The 13,953-nt window shown below is 69.3% G+C and carries 12 protein-coding genes; 9 read left to right on the top strand and 3 right to left on the bottom strand.

All coding sequences use genetic code 11. The features are described from left to right. The first annotated feature begins 74 nt into the window (after positions 1 to 74). From AB0L65_RS34660 to AB0L65_RS34645, 4 genes are read left to right on the top strand one after another with little or no spacing between them, the layout of a single operon-like run. A complete protein-coding gene (locus AB0L65_RS34660) occupies positions 75 to 1,337 on the top strand; it encodes a nucleotide sugar dehydrogenase (RefSeq protein ID WP_364254021.1) in 1,263 nt (420 codons plus the stop codon). A 19-nt stretch (positions 1,338 to 1,356) separates the two neighbouring features. Then, positions 1,357 to 2,448: a glycosyltransferase gene (locus AB0L65_RS34655; protein WP_364254018.1), complete on the top strand. Its 1,092-nt coding sequence runs from the start codon at positions 1,357 to 1,359 to the stop codon at positions 2,446 to 2,448. Positions 2,449 to 2,458: 10 nt separating this feature from the next. After that, the gene (locus AB0L65_RS34650; RefSeq protein ID WP_364254015.1) at positions 2,459 to 4,246 is read left to right on the top strand and encodes a DUF4434 domain-containing protein; all 1,788 of its coding nucleotides are present in this window, start codon (positions 2,459 to 2,461) and stop codon (positions 4,244 to 4,246) included. Positions 4,247 to 4,289: 43 nt separating this feature from the next. Next, positions 4,290 to 4,955: an NUDIX domain-containing protein gene (locus tag AB0L65_RS34645; protein ID WP_350732578.1), complete on the top strand. Its 666-nt coding sequence runs from the start codon at positions 4,290 to 4,292 to the stop codon at positions 4,953 to 4,955. Here the strand turns inward: AB0L65_RS34645 and AB0L65_RS34640 are convergent. Further along, positions 4,945 to 5,601, bottom strand: coding sequence for a GNAT family N-acetyltransferase (locus AB0L65_RS34640; RefSeq protein WP_364254012.1), 657 nt, complete (start codon positions 5,599 to 5,601; stop codon positions 4,945 to 4,947). The two genes, AB0L65_RS34645 and AB0L65_RS34640, sit on opposite strands and share 11 nt — an antisense overlap. A 109-nt stretch (positions 5,602 to 5,710) precedes the next feature. Here AB0L65_RS34640 and AB0L65_RS34635 point away from each other — a divergent pair, with 109 nt between their 5' ends. Continuing rightward, positions 5,711 to 6,616, top strand: a complete 906-nt coding sequence (locus AB0L65_RS34635; RefSeq protein WP_364254009.1) for a glycerophosphodiester phosphodiesterase family protein — start codon at positions 5,711 to 5,713, stop codon at positions 6,614 to 6,616. On the opposite strand, the gene corA is transcribed toward AB0L65_RS34635, so the two are convergent. After that, entirely contained in the window at positions 6,613 to 7,635 is a 1,023-nt protein-coding gene (corA, locus tag AB0L65_RS34630) for a magnesium/cobalt transporter CorA (RefSeq protein ID WP_364254006.1), read from the bottom strand. The two genes, AB0L65_RS34635 and corA, sit on opposite strands and share 4 nt — an antisense overlap. A 440-nt stretch (positions 7,636 to 8,075) precedes the next feature. Between corA and purD the strand changes: the two genes are divergently transcribed. The 4 genes from purD (at position 8,076) to AB0L65_RS34610 (ending at position 12,957) form a co-directional block, all read left to right on the top strand. Then, the gene (purD, locus tag AB0L65_RS34625; protein ID WP_364254003.1) at positions 8,076 to 9,290 is read left to right on the top strand and encodes a phosphoribosylamine--glycine ligase; all 1,215 of its coding nucleotides are present in this window, start codon (positions 8,076 to 8,078) and stop codon (positions 9,288 to 9,290) included. Beyond that, positions 9,287 to 10,123: a phosphoribosylaminoimidazolesuccinocarboxamide synthase gene (locus AB0L65_RS34620; protein WP_364254000.1), complete on the top strand. Its 837-nt coding sequence runs from the start codon at positions 9,287 to 9,289 to the stop codon at positions 10,121 to 10,123. The genes purD and AB0L65_RS34620 overlap by 4 nt, the downstream gene beginning before the upstream one ends. A gap of 77 nt (positions 10,124 to 10,200) precedes the next feature. After that, positions 10,201 to 11,466, top strand: a complete 1,266-nt coding sequence (murA, locus tag AB0L65_RS34615; protein ID WP_350732587.1) for a UDP-N-acetylglucosamine 1-carboxyvinyltransferase — start codon at positions 10,201 to 10,203, stop codon at positions 11,464 to 11,466. A 201-nt stretch (positions 11,467 to 11,667) separates the two neighbouring features. Then, the gene (locus tag AB0L65_RS34610; protein WP_364253997.1) at positions 11,668 to 12,957 is read left to right on the top strand and encodes a GTP cyclohydrolase IIa; all 1,290 of its coding nucleotides are present in this window, start codon (positions 11,668 to 11,670) and stop codon (positions 12,955 to 12,957) included. A 545-nt stretch (positions 12,958 to 13,502) separates the two neighbouring features. On the opposite strand, the gene AB0L65_RS34605 is transcribed toward AB0L65_RS34610, so the two are convergent. Next, positions 13,503 to 13,937 carry a rhodanese-like domain-containing protein gene (locus AB0L65_RS34605; protein ID WP_364253994.1) on the bottom strand — a complete coding sequence of 145 codons (435 nt, stop codon included), beginning with the start codon at positions 13,935 to 13,937 and terminating at the stop codon, positions 13,503 to 13,505. Positions 13,938 to 13,953 lie beyond the last annotated feature (16 nt).

Genomic DNA, 13,953 nt, shown 5'->3' with positions numbered 1-13,953 from the left:
AGGCGTGAGCTAGGTGGACTTGAGATAACCTTTGCGACCATGAAGTGTTGTTTCCGGCTCTCTAAGGCGCTGCTGTGACAGAAATCGACTTGGCTGTCATCGGCCTGGGCTATGTCGGCATGCCGCTGGCCAAGGAGGCGGTCGCCGCCGGCCTGCGGGTCGTCGGCCTCGACGTCGACCCCGCCAAGGTCGACGCGCTCAACGCCGGGCAGTCGTACATCGATGACCTGGCCGACGCCGATCTCGAGCACATGCTGGCCAACGGGTTCAGCGCCACGCTCGACGAGACCGTGCTGGCCAGAAGCAACACGATCGTGATCTGCGTGCCCACCCCGCTGGACGAGGACCACCGACCGGACCTGTCCGCCGTGGAGGGCGCCACCAAGGCCGTCGGCCGCAACCTGAGCAAGGGCACGCTCGTCGTGCTCGAGTCCACCACCTGGCCGGGCACCACCGACGAGGTGGCCAGGCCGCTGCTGGAGAGCTCGGGGCTCGTCGCGGGCAAGGATTTCCACCTCGCCTTCTCGCCCGAGCGCATCGACCCCGGCAACCCCAAGTTCGGCCTGCGAAACACCCCCAAGGTCGTGGGCGGCTACACGCCGACCTGCCGCGACCGCGCCACGGTGTTCTACGGGCAGTTCATCGAGCAGGTGGTGCCGGTCAGCGGCACCCGCGAGGCCGAGATGGCCAAGCTGCTGGAGAACACCTACCGGCACGTCAACATCGCCCTCGTCAACGAGATGGCGATCTTCTGCGACGAGCTCGGCATCAACCTGTGGGAGTCGATCGAGGCCGCGGCGACCAAGCCGTTCGGCTTCCAGAAGTTCCTGCCCGGTCCGGGCGTCGGTGGGCACTGCATCCCCGTCGACCCGTCGTACCTGTCGTACACCGTGCGCAAGCTCGGTTACCCGTTCAGGTTCGTTGAGCTGGCGCAGGAGATCAACGAGCGGATGCCGTCGTACGTGGTGGCCCGCGTCCAGCGACTGCTGAACCGGCATAAGAAGGCCGTGAACGGCGCCCGGGTCGTTATGCTCGGCGTCACCTACAAACCGGACATCGCCGACGAACGCGAAACTCCAGCCCTCCCGGTGGCGCGTGCGCTGCTGGAGCTGGGCGCCGAGCTCTCGTTCGCGGACCCCTATGTCAAGGAGTGGGCGGTTGACGGCACCCCGGTGCCGCGTGAGGAGGATCTGGCCAAGGCCGTGATCGACGCGGACGTGACGCTGCTGCTGCAGCAGCACGCCGCTTTCGACCTCGACATGGTCGAGGAGAACGCCCGGCTCGTGCTCGACACCCGCGGTGTGCTCACCGAGGGTGAACGCGTCGAGCGGCTGTAGCGACGGAGGGCTGCGCGCAGTGCACGTGCTCGTCATGACGGTGGTGCATAACCCCGAGGATGCTCGAATTCTGCACAGGCAGATTCGTGCCCTTGTGGATGCCGGTCATGAGGTCACGTACGCCGCCTCGTTCACCGCCCACGGGGTCGTCCCGCGACCCTGGGTGACCGGCGTCGACCTCCCCCGTGCCGCCCAACGCAAGCGGATGTCGGCCGTGTGGGCCGCCCGGCGGCTGTTCAAACGCATGCGCGACAAGGTGGATCTCGTCCTCATCCACGACCCCGAGCTGCTGTTCGCCATCTGGGGTGTGCGCAACCGGCCGCCCGTGGTGTGGGACGTGCACGAGGACACCCCCGCCACGCTCTCGCTCAAGCCGTGGCTGCCGGCGCCGCTGCGGCCTCCCGTGCGGTTCTTCGCCCGCATGCTGGAAGGCACCGCGGAGCGCCACATGCACCTGCTGCTGGCCGAGACGGCGTACGCGGGCAGGTTCAAGCACGCCCACCTGATCGTCCCGAACGAGACCTGGGTGCCCGACTCCGTGACGCCTCCCGGCGACGACCGGGTGGTCTACCTCGGCTGGCTGTCCAGGGCCAGGGGCGTGTTCGAGGCCGTCGAGGTGGCGAAGCTGCTGCAGCCGTACCGGGTGGCCGTGGAGCTGATCGGGTACGCCGACCCGCAGAGCCGTCCGATGCTCAACCAGGCCGTCACCGACGGTCTGCTGGAGTGGCGCGACTTCATGCCCAACGACGAGGCGCTCAAGCGGCTCGACGGGGCGCTGGCCGGGCTGTCGCTGCTGCACGACGAGCCGAACTACCGCCACTCGATGCCCACGAAGATCGTGGAGTACATGGCGCACGGCATCCCCGTCATCACGACCCCGTCGCCGCGCGCCGTCGAGCTGGTGGAGCGCTATGACAGCGGCGTCGTGGTGCCCTGGGAGGACCCCAAGGCGGTGGCGCAGGCCGTCCTGACGCTGCGGGACGACGTACGGGAGCGGCGGGCGCAGGGTGCGCGCGGCTACGCGGCGGCCCGGGCCAACCACCACTGGCCCAACTCGGCCAAGCGCTTCGTGACCCAGCTTGAGTCCTGGGCCGGGGTCAAGCGGGGGTAGGTTCCTGACCGTGCGCTGGCTCTTACTCGTCGTGGGCGCAGCGATCCTGGCAGTGATCGCCGCCGTGGTCATCGTCATGCCGCCGTCCGACGAGCCGGCGCCCACGGCCTCGTCCTCGACTCCCAAGCCGTCGCCGTCCGACCCCACGCCGAAGGTGCCCGAGTTCACCGACAACTGTGGAACGTTCGAGACCAGAGAGCGGGCCCCGTACGCCGTCACCGGCTACTGGATCACCCCCAAGTCGAATCCCTGCACCTGGCGCAGCCAGCTGGAGGAGATCCACAGCGTGGGCGGCGACACGATCATCCGGATCGGGTACGGCCTGCAGTTCCGCACCGTCTCCGACTCGGGCGAGATCCTGACGAGGGACGGGGAGCTCGACTCGCTCTACAAGGCGTGCGAGGAGGACGGGCTCACCTGTCACGACGCGGCCGAGCGGGACCTGCGCGAGGCCAACCCCGGCAACCGGATCGGCCGCACGTACGTCTACCGCACGGACGAGTCGTTCGGCGCCAACCTGTTCCGCTGCCCGCAGATGGAGCACCCCGTCAAGGCGGGCAAGCGGATCTACTACCGGCTCCTCACCCAGCCGGACGGCTCGGACGACGCCACGTGCGACTTCTCCGGCAAGGCCACCTCGTACGACATGATCCTGGTGGCGGGGTCGGAGGAGGACAGCCTGGCCAAGCTCCTCGACCTGGGCGACCAGTTCGGCATGCGGATCTTCCCGGCGCTGCCGCTGGCGCCGCGCGACCCCAAGACGCCCACCAGGGCGTACAAGAAGCATCTCGGCACGCTGACCACGCTGACGCGGCGCATCCTGCAGGACTACGGCGTGCGGTTCGCCAACCGTGATTCGCTCGGTGGCGTCTACCAGCCGTTCGAGGTCCAGATGGCGGACACCCTGGCCACGAACCCGACGCTGGAGGTCTACGCCGACCAGCACACGATCGTGGAGCAGGAGCTCGGCAAGCCCATCCTGATCAGCCCCTACATGGACGCGCGCAGGAGGGTGCCCTTCGGGCAGTCGCCCAAGCAGGTGGCCGAGGCGTTCAAGGCGCTGGCGAAGACCGGGGTCGGCATCATCGCGCCGCAGGACAGCCGGGGGACCGGCAAGGTGGGGCTGTTCTGGCCGGACCAGCGCGACGACGAGGTGGACGAGCGGCTGCGCCCGGTGGTGGGGGAGTCGACGTACGGGACGGCCTACCACGGCTCCACGCGGGACTACTACCGGGAGATGGCGGCGGCCCGCGCGGAGATGGTCGCGGCCGGCTTCCAGGTGGACCTGTGGGCGAACGTCGAGGCGTTCGAGCCCTCCGGCAAGGAGCCGTGCGCCCCGCAGGGCACTCGCGGCAAGACGGACAAGAAGCGCCTGGACCAGGCCGTGACCATGGCCGGGCGTTACGTACAGAAGGTCGTCTCCTACATGTGGAGCGACTTCATGACGTGCGGCACGCCGTCGCTCGAGAAGGAGATCACCACCGACTGGCGGCGGCCGATCGCGGTGGACGCGATCAGGAAGGCCCGCGACGTCCAGGACGGGGTCGAGGTACGCGGCTACAACTTCAAGGACAGCACCGTCACGATCACGTGGTCCGGCGGGACGAAGGACCTGTCCGTGCCGGCCGTCGGCTGGCTGGACGAGACCCGGCAGGAAGGGCTGGCCGAGGGCATGGTCACGGCGTGGGTGCCGTTCGACTGGACGCAGGTGCCGGCCGGCGACTGGGTGCAGGTCACCGTCAAGGGTCCGTCGGGCCAGGTCACCACGGAGCCCTTGCACGTTCGGATTGTCACGTAGGCACGGTTACCTGCCGACTACTGACAACGTGTAGCGTGCCTGCATGGTCCCGAGCATCCCGGTCAGCGTCGACCTGGTCGTGCTCACCGTGCGAAACCACGCCCTGAGCGCCCTGGTGTGGCGCCGGGACAATCCCCCGTTCCTCCGGCGCTGGTCGCTGTCCGGCGGCTTCATCCAGCTCGACGAGGACCTGCCGGCCGCCGCCCACCGCATCCTCGCCGAACGGGCCGGCCTCCCGGGCGCGCCGGTCCACCTGGAGCAGCTCCAGACGTACGGCTACCCCGACCGCGACCCGCGCCAGCGGGTCCTGAGCGTCGCCTACCTGGGCCTGGCCCCCGACCTGCCGGCCTCGGAGAAGGCCCACATGAGCTGGCAGCCGGTCGACTCGCTCACGGTCATGGCCTTCGACCACCGCCGCATCATGCAGGACGGGATCGAGCGGGCGCGGGCCAAGCTGGAGTACACGCCGCTGGGGGCGGCCTTCTGCCCGCCGGAGTTCACGGTGGCGGACCTGCGCCGCGTGTACGAGATCGTCTGGGGCCGCCTGCTGGACCCGCGCAACTTCCACCGGAAGGTTACCAAGGCCGAGGGCTTCCTGGTGGAGACGGGGGCCACGACGACCAGAGACGGGGGCCGCCCGGCCAAGCTCTACCGCCGCGGTCCCGCCGAGCTCCTTCACCCGCCGATGCTGCGCAGCCTCAAGGAGTAGGGCTCCTCAGCACGGCCGCGGTCATGGGGGTGTGCAGGGTCCAGCCGAGGGTTTCGTAGAGGGCCTGGCCTTCCGCCGTGGCCACCAGGACGCCCGTATGAGCACCCCGCGACGCCGCCGTGCTCGCCAGCGTACGCATGATCACGCTGCCGAGCCCGCGACGGCGGTGGTTGCCCGCCGTCTCCACCTGGTCCACCACGGCCGTGCGGCCCGCCAGGGCGAACTGGCCCCTGGCGGCGACCTCGCCCCCGGCCGTCAGCAGGCGGGCCGCCGTGACCCCGGCGCGGGTCGTGACGGCCAGCGTGTAGCCGGGGGGAGCCTGGTAGGTCCCGCGGGTCAGGGGCGCCGTCATCATGAACTCCGGTTCCTGGACCGCCCACCGCTCCGGCAGGAGGGGACCGACGTCCGGGGCGGAGGCGCACAGCTTCAGCCAGGTCCCGGGCGTCATGGGGGTGGCGGTCAGGCGGTGGAGGGTCTCCGGCGTCGGGGCGGCGACGATGTGGCGGGACACGTGGCCGGGCAGGCCCACGTCCACCCGCAGGCCCCAGGGCACCGGTACGGGTCGGGGGGCGTTGCGGGAGATCACCCAGCCGTCCACCCAGGCCCGAACTGTTGCGGTATGGGCAGTTTTGAGAACCTCCGTCATGATGTCCAGCTTATGGTCTGCCCTCCACCGCTGACCGGGGCGTAGCAGGATAAAAAGGACACGGCGTGGCACCGCCGAGTCGTGACCCGCGCCAGGTAGGGTCCCCGGTGTGCGCGTTGAGATACATGGTCACAGGGGAGCTCGTGGCCTCTGGCCGGAGAACACCCTGCCGGGGATGAGCCGCACGATGGAGCTCGGCGTCCACGCGCTCGAGCTCGACGTCGCCCTCACCGCCGATCGGCGGCTCGTGCTCACGCACGACCTCACGGTCTCCGCCGTGACCAGTGCCGACCGGCGGCCGCTCAGGGCCGACGATCCGCTCTACCCCTACGTCGGCAAGCCGATCAACGCCCTCACGCTGGCGCAGCTGCGCATGCTCGACGTGGGCGTGCGGCTGCCGCGCCACCCCGACGACCCGTTCGCGCTGACGCAGGTCGCCATGCCCGAGACCAGGATGCCGACGCTCGGCGCGGTGCTGGGGCTGGTGAACGCCTACGAGGCGGAGGGCGTACGGCTGCACGTCGAGCTGAAGTCCGACCCCACCAGGCCCCACCTGACGGCCGACCCCGAGCTGTTCACCGAGCTGGTCGTCGAGGAGCTCGACCGGCACGGCAGGCTGGACAACGTGGCCGTGCTCAGCTTCGACTGGCGGATCATCACCCATGCGGCCAGGCTCGCCCCGGGCGCGCGGCGGTTCGCGCTGATCGAGCTGGACACCCTCCACTGGCACGACGACCTGGGCGACGACATCCCCGCCGCCGCCCGCGACGCCGGGGCGACCACGCTCTCGCCCGAGCACGCCATGGTGGACGAGGCGCTGATGGCCCAGGCCCGGGCCGCCGGCCTCGACGTGGCGGTCTGGACCGTCAACGAGGCCGGCCTGGCGGCGCGGATGCTGGACCTGGGGGTGGCCGGGATCGTCACCGACTACCCCGATCGGATGCGGGAGCTCTGGCGGGAGCGGGGGATGGAGCTGCCCGAGCCCGTGGGCCCGCTGAAGCCGGTGGGGGTCTAGAGCCAGCCGTTCCTGCGGAAGCCCCGATGCAGGAACACGCAGGCGGTGACCATGACGGCCAGCACCGCGGGGTAGCCCCAGGCCGAGTGGAGCTCTGGCATGAAGTCGAAGTTCATGCCGTAGATCCCGGCGATCATGGTGGGCACGGCCAGGATGGCCACCCAGGACGAGATCTTGCGCATGTCCTCGTTGGCCAGGGCGTTCGAGCGGGCGAGGGCGGCCTGGAGGATCGAGCTGCACAGCTCGTTGGAGGACTCCACCTGCTCGCAGACCCGGGAGAGGTGGTCGCCGACGTCGCGGAAGTATTCGCGCATCTCCGAGGGGATGACGCGACGCTGCGGCAGCGCGGCCATGGGGGACTGCAACGGCATTATGGCCCGCTTCATCTCCAGCATCTCCCGCTTGAGCTGGTAGATCCGGTTGATGTCGCGGGAGCTGACGTCGGCGAACACCGTCGCCTCGACCTCTTCCAGCTCCAGCTGCATGAGGTCGGCGACCTGGAGGTACTGGTCGACGACGTGGTCGGAGATGGCGTGCAGGACGCCGGCGGGGCCGCGGTTCATCAGCTTGGGCTTGTCCTCGAGGCGCTCGCGGACCGCGCTGAGCGGGCAGTGATCGCCGTGTCGCACCGTCACCACGAAGTCCGGGCCGATGAACACCATGATCTCGCCGGTGGCGATGATCTCGCTGGTGGCGGTCAGCTCGTCGTGGTCGAGGTAGGCGATGGTCTTGAGCACCATGAACAGCGACTCGCCGTACCGCTCGACCTTGGGGCGCTGATGGGCCTTGACGGCGTCCTCGACGGCGAGCGGGTGGAGGTCGAACACCTCGGACAGCCACTCGACCTCGGGGGCGTCGGGCTCATGGAGCCCCACCCAGACGAACGCGTTGGCGCCGTCGGACTCCTTGTTGCGCTCGCGGACGAGGTTGAGCGCCTCGACGATGCCGGTGGTGGCGACCTTCTTGCCCTGGATGTAGGCGCCGTACTCGACGATGGAGTCGACGGGGGGCACGCACATGTCACGCACCGGCTCTGCGAGCTGGAGCGCGGTGCGCGTCTGAAGAGGGTGACGGTTGATGCGACGGAAAAGCGTGGACGAGCGCATGGCAGTCCCTTTCCGCCCGACCTGGCACGCTCCACGCGCGATGAAACTTCACCTCACAGAATGCGTGGAGGCACGATCAGGCTGCCGGATTGGAGTGGTCGGGGGTATACGAGGTGTACGTGAGCGAGCACGTACTGCTGGGATCACCAGGATTCATCCCGGACCACCTCCAATCACATTGGGACGCCGCGAAGCCGCCCTAACTTACCACAGCCGGGTGAACTTCTTTGACGATACTCGCCAGGACCGTCTCGACTCAGGTAGAACTCCACAAAGTTATGGCCCTATTCCGGCGATTGGTGTGGCCGAGGCCCTAGCCTGTGCCAGGCTGCGGGCCTGCGACAATGGACCTCGTGCGCGTTCTAGTCATTGGTTCCGGAGGGCGTGAGCACGCCCTGTGCCGTTCCCTCAGCCTCGATCCCCAGGTCAGCGAGCTCCACTGCGCCCCGGGCAACCCGGGCATCGAGCAGGTGGCGGCCCTTCATCCCGTCGATCCGCTCGACCCCGGGCAGGTGGCCGAGCTGGCCGTGCGGCTGCGGGTCGATCTCGTGGTCGTGGGGCCCGAGGCGCCGCTCGTCGCGGGGGTGTCCGACGCCGTGCGCGACGCGGGCATCGCGTGCTTCGGGCCGTCGAAGGACGCCGCCATGATCGAGGGCTCCAAGACCTTCGCCAAGGAGGTCATGAAGGCGGCCGACGTGCCGACCGCGCGGGCCAGGACGTGCGTCACCGAGGAGGAGGCGGCCGCCGCGCTCGACGAGTTCGGGGCTCCTTACGTGGTCAAGGACGACGGGCTCGCGGCCGGCAAGGGCGTGGTCGTCACCGACGACAGGGACAAGGCCCTCGCGCACGCGCGCGCGTGCGAGCGTGTGGTGATCGAGGAGTTCCTCGACGGGCCGGAGGTGTCGCTGTTCGCGCTGTGCGACGGCAGCACGGCGGTGCCGCTGCAGCTCGCGCAGGACTTCAAGCGGGCCTACGACGGCGACGAGGGCCCCAACACCGGCGGCATGGGCGCCTACACGCCGCTGCCGTGGGCGCCCGACGGGCTGACCGAGCAGGTCATGCGGGAGATCGTGCACCCGACGATCGGCGAGCTGACCCGGCGCGGGCTGCCCTTCCAGGGCGTGCTCTTCGTGGGGCTGGCGCTGACCTCCAAGGGGCCGAAGGTCGTGGAGTTCAACGCGCGCTTCGGCGACCCGGAGACGGAGGTGCTGCTCGACCGGCTGGAGACGCCGCTGGGCGGGCTGCTGATGGCGTGCGCGACGGGCGAGCTGGGGCTCGACCCGGTGTTCAAGGACGGCTCGGCCGTGACCGTGGTGATCGCTTCCGAGGGCTACCCCGAGGCGCCGGTCAAGGGCGACGTGATCAGGGGGCCGCAGGAGAGCGGCGACGCGTACGTCCTGCACGCCGGGACCGCGCGGCAGGGTGACGAGGTGGTCTCCGCCGGCGGGCGGGTGCTCGCCGTGGTCGGCCACGGGCCCGACCAGGACAGCGCGCGCCGGGCGGCCTATGACCTCGTCGGCCGGATCGAGCTGCGCGGCTCCCACCACAGGACGGACATCGCCCGATGAAGCACGTGCACTCCGGCAAGGTACGCGACCTCTATCAGACCGACGACGGCAAGCTGCTGATGGTCGCCTCCGACCGCCTGTCGGCCTTCGACTACGTGCTGGAGCCCGATATCCCCGACAAGGGGGCCATTCTCACGCAGATGTCGTTGTGGTGGTTCGACCAGCTCAAGGACGTCGTGCCCAACCACGTCCTGGGCAAGGGCGACGACGCCCGCAGCGTGCTGTGCAAGCCGCTGACGATGGTGCAGGTCGAGTGCGTGGCGCGGGGCTACCTCACCGGCGGCGGGCTGAACGAGTACCGCGCCGACGGCACGGTCTCCGGGGTCCGGCTGCCGGACGGGCTGGAGGACGGCTCCCGGTTGCCCGAGCCGATCTTCACGCCGTCCACCAAGGCGCCCATGGGGCAGCACGACGAGCCGATCTCGTACGAGCAGGTCGTCCAGGAGGTCGGCAAGGAGACCGCTGAGGAGCTGCGGCGGATCACCCTGGCCGTCTACACGCGCGGCGCGGAGATCGCCGGGGAGCGCGGCATCATCGTGGCCGACACCAAGATCGAGCTCGGCTGGGACGCCGACGGGACGCTGACCCTGGGCGACGAGGTGCTGACCCCCGACTCGTCGCGGTTCTGGCCGGCCGACGAGTGGAAGCCGGGCCGCTCGCAGTCCTCTTTCGACAAGCAATTTGTACGCGATTGGCTGCTATCGCCCGAATCGGGATGGGACAAATCCTCCGGAAACCCCCCACCTGCGCTTCCTGACCAGATCGTGGAGCGCACGAGGCAGCGATACCTAGAAGCATATGAGCGCATCACGGGGGCTTCCTTTAGCGGATGATTCGGCTGGGCCAGTTGGTGTTACCGACTACTGTTGGCCCGATCGAGCCTCACCGTTGATTTCAAGGAGCCGCACGAATGGTCCGTTACCGCGTGCGCGGTGGCAACGCACTGCGTGGAACCGCGTTCATCCAGGGTGCGAAGAACGCCGTGCTCCCCATGATCGGTGCGGCTCTGCTCGCCGCCAAGGGCCGCACCGTTCTACGCAACGTGCCGATCATCGAGGACGTCCGCCGCGCGGTCGAGCTGGCCGAGGCGGTCGGCGCGTACGTCGAGCTGCACGAGTCGGAGCGCACGCTGGTCATCGACGCCTCCAGGCTGACCAGCGCCGTTCTGCCGGCAGAGATCGCCAGGCGCTTCCGCGGTTCCGTGCTGTTCACCCCCGCCCTGCTCCACCGGCTGGGCGAGGCCATCATCGAGGGGATCGGCGGCTGCAACCTCGGCAGCCGCAACCTCGACTTCCACTACCTCGGCTACAAACGGCTGGGCGCGCTCGTGGACGAGGGCGAGACCGTCATCCACGTCAAGGCGTCCGGCCTCACCGGCGCGACCCTCTACCTCGACACCCCGTCGCACACCGGCACCGAGAACCTCATCATGGCCGCCGCCCTGGCCAAGGGCACGACCGTGATCGAGAACGCGGCCCTGGAGCCCGAGGTGCTCGACGTCATCGACATGCTGACCAAGATGGGCGCGCGGATCAGCGGCGGCGGCACGGGGTTCATCACCGTGGAGGGCGTGGAGGAACTGCACGCCGTCGAGCACACGGTGATGCCCGACCGGCTCGACGCGGGCGTGTTCGCGATGGCCGCGGCGATCACCGGGGGCGAGCTGAGCCTGGTGGGCACGGGCCTCGACCTCGGCGTCGTCCGCTACAAGCTGGAGCAGATGGGCGTCGAGTTCGCCCGGCAGGGGGCCGTCCTGCACGTGCGGTGCGAGGGCCCGCTGCGCCCGATCAACATCATCACCGACACCTACCCCGGCTTCGCCACCGACCTGCAGTCGCCGATGATGACCGTCGCCGCGCTCGCCGACGGCACCAGCTACATCCACGAGCGCATCTTCGACGGCAGGTTCGCCCTGGCCGGAGAGCTGAACAAGATGGGCGCGAACGTCGAGGTCGAGGGCAGCCGGGCCATCGTGCGCGGCCGGACGCCGCTGATCGGCACCCAAGTGACGGCCCACGATCTCCGCTCCGGCATCGCCCTGGTGCTCGCCGGCCTCGCCGCCGAGGGGGAGACCCACATCGACTCCGGATACCTCATCGATCGCGGCCACGCGCATCTCGCCGCCCGAATGCGCGCTCTCGGTGCGGACATTACACGAGAGATTTCAGAGCGCTAAAAAACGCCAGAAAAACCTCGTTGAGCTGCTAGGACATCTTGTCGGGCGGTCAACCTGAACGACTTTCCGGAAAAGTCGGGCGTGACATTACGGCCCCCGCGAGCGATCGTTCCAAAAGAGAGCACTGCAACGGACGGCAGGATGGGACGAACATTGGTCGAGAGGGCCGAAGAAACTCCCCGAGTGTCACGCCCGGGCGCTATGACACCGGACCTCACCATCGGCGTGGTCGGACCCCACGACCTGGTCGAGCGAGTCATGCTGATGGGTCATGCCGCGGCTCCGCTGCCGTGTCGCCTGGTCGCGGCCGCATACCGCGACGAACAGGAGGCGCCCGACAAGGTGACGCGGCTCGGACCCGGAGTCGACGCATGCTTGTTCGCCAGCCCGGTCCCTTATGACCTGGCCAGGCGTTCCGGTGTGCTGACGATGCCGGCGACGTACGTCCAACTCGGCGGAGCAGCACTGGTGGCGGCGTTGGCCAAGGCCGCGCTCGACACTCGCATCGACCCCCAGCGGGTCAGCATCGACGTGGTGAGCAGGGCCGATGTCGAGGAGGCGTACACCGACCTCGGCATCCCCGCGACGGACGTGCACAGCCGCGACGAGCCGGGAGCCACCGGCACGATCGCGGCCTACCACGAACGTCTGGCCAGGCAGGGGGCCACCTCGGGGGCACTGACGTGCCTTCCCGCGGTGGCCGAACGCCTGCACGCCGCGGGCGTACCGGTCATCAGGATCAGGCCGACCTCGGCGGCGGTCCGCACGGCGCTGCACACCGCGGCGCTGCTGGGGGCACACCACCGGCTGGAGGAGTCACAGCTCACCGTGGTGCTGGTGGAGGTGCCGACGCTGCGCGAACCCGTGCGCCGCGCGGCCCCCCGCTACTGGCGCGACGAGCTGCGGCTGTCACTGCATCGGCTCCTGGTCCAGGAGGCGAACCGGATCAACGCCACCGTCTGGCCCATCGACGATCACAGCTATCTGGTTACCGCTACCAGAGGCTCGGTCGCGGCGGCGACGGACGGATTCAGGGTGTTGCCGTTCGCGGCCAGGATCAGGGACGAGCTGGGACTGGCGGTCGAGGTCGGCGTGGGCATGGGTCGCACGACGCATGACGCGGAGTCGCACGCCCGGGCGGCACTGGCCCGCACGCAGGCGGGCAAACAGGCACAGGGATTCGCGGTGGATCGCGAGGGGCGGGCACTCATCCCGGCCCCCCGGATGCCACCGACCGGGTCCAACGCACTCAAACCGAAGGGGGTGGAAGTACTGGCCCGGCTCGCGGCCAAGCTCGAAGGCGGAGACACCGTGGTGGACGCCGAGGGCGCGGGCAAGATGCTGGGAGTGACGCCGCGTACGGCTCGGCGGTTGCTGCGCACGTTGGTTGACGAGGGACTCGCGTGGCCGCTACCGCCGAACCGCACACCGCAGCCTGGCCGTCCGCGCCAGCTGTACCGGCTGATCGTGGAGAAGCTCGGGCCCCGATGAGGGTCCGGGACTGAGCGTTTCGGTGCCGGGCCGCCTCTCGGCACCGAGCGTCACGGGCGGGGTCCGCGCCCGCGGGCACTTCGTGCTGCCCGCCGTACGGGCCTGAGGCGTCTCTTGAGGCTGGAAAAGCTCCTGGGGCTGGTCTGATGCCCGGCTGGGAGTCACCGCCCCTCTGTGTGCATTACGGAGTCGTGTGTGACTGTTGTGGGCTTTCGTATGACCTGGGGAACAGGATGGCATTGACAATCGATGTCATCTTTGCGAACTCACGCATTGACTCTTGTGAACTCATTGGTTGACCCGTGTAGATCCGGGTATGTTCTCCAGTGCCCCCGATCGACGGGATTCGGACGGGGGCGCCAATTCTTTCAGGCGTCGATCTTCCGCCCTCGCGCGCGTTCTGGCTGTGTGTTTCTGGCCGAGGTGTCGCGGTTTCGTCCAACACCACGTGGCTCGGCGCGTTTCCGCAGGTCGGAGGCCGGAATGCGTGGTAGGGAAGCGGTCGGTTTCGGGCTGATTCGTCCGGTGTTGCGGGCCGTGCGCCGTCAGCAGGCGCAGGCGGCGCCGGACACCGGCGCCGTGAGGGCGTCCACAGGGCGCCGGGTGACGCCCGAGGCGGTCTCCACGGGGAAGCCCTCCCTCGCCCAGTACTCGAAGCCGCCGATCATCTCCTTGACCCGGTAGCCCAGCTTCGCGAACTCCAGGGCCGCCCTGGTGGCGCCGTTGCACCCCGGGCCCCAGCAGTACGTCACGACCATGGCCTCACCCGGGACCAGGCCGGTCGCCCTCACGGCGATCTCGGCGGTCGGGAGGTGCACGGCACCCTCGATGTGGCCCTGGTCCCAGCTTTCCCGGCTGCGCGAGTCGATGACCACGACGCCGGGGACCCCGGCGGCCAGGTCGGCGGCCACGTCCGAGACGTCGGTCTCGAAGGCGAGGCGGGCGGCGAAGTGGGCGAGCGCGGCGGAGTTGTCGGACATCGGGGGATCGTTCCCT

It is taken from the genome of Nonomuraea sp. NPDC052116 (assembly GCF_040680035.1).
GTDB lineage: Bacteria > Actinomycetota > Actinomycetes > Streptosporangiales > Streptosporangiaceae > Nonomuraea > Nonomuraea angiospora_A.
Note: the sequence above shows the minus strand (reverse complement) of the source record. Positions and strands in the feature narration are given on the sequence as shown.

What these genes read in the sequence shown, in the direction of transcription:
- AB0L65_RS34645 (WP_350732578.1), top strand. Translation starts at nt 4,290, where the DNA reads ATGGTCCCGAGCATCCCGGTCAGCGTCGACCTGGTCGTGCTCACCGTG.
- AB0L65_RS34640 (WP_364254012.1), bottom strand. Translation starts at nt 5,601, where the DNA reads ATGACGGAGGTTCTCAAAACTGCCCATACCGCAACAGTTCGGGCCTGG.
- corA (WP_364254006.1), bottom strand. Translation starts at nt 7,635, where the DNA reads ATGTGCGTGCCCCCCGTCGACTCCATCGTCGAGTACGGCGCCTACATC.
- AB0L65_RS34620 (WP_364254000.1), top strand. Translation starts at nt 9,287, where the DNA reads ATGAAGCACGTGCACTCCGGCAAGGTACGCGACCTCTATCAGACCGAC.
- murA (WP_350732587.1), top strand. Translation starts at nt 10,201, where the DNA reads ATGGTCCGTTACCGCGTGCGCGGTGGCAACGCACTGCGTGGAACCGCG.
- AB0L65_RS34610 (WP_364253997.1), top strand. Translation starts at nt 11,668, where the DNA reads ATGACACCGGACCTCACCATCGGCGTGGTCGGACCCCACGACCTGGTC.
- AB0L65_RS34605 (WP_364253994.1), bottom strand. Translation starts at nt 13,937, where the DNA reads ATGTCCGACAACTCCGCCGCGCTCGCCCACTTCGCCGCCCGCCTCGCC.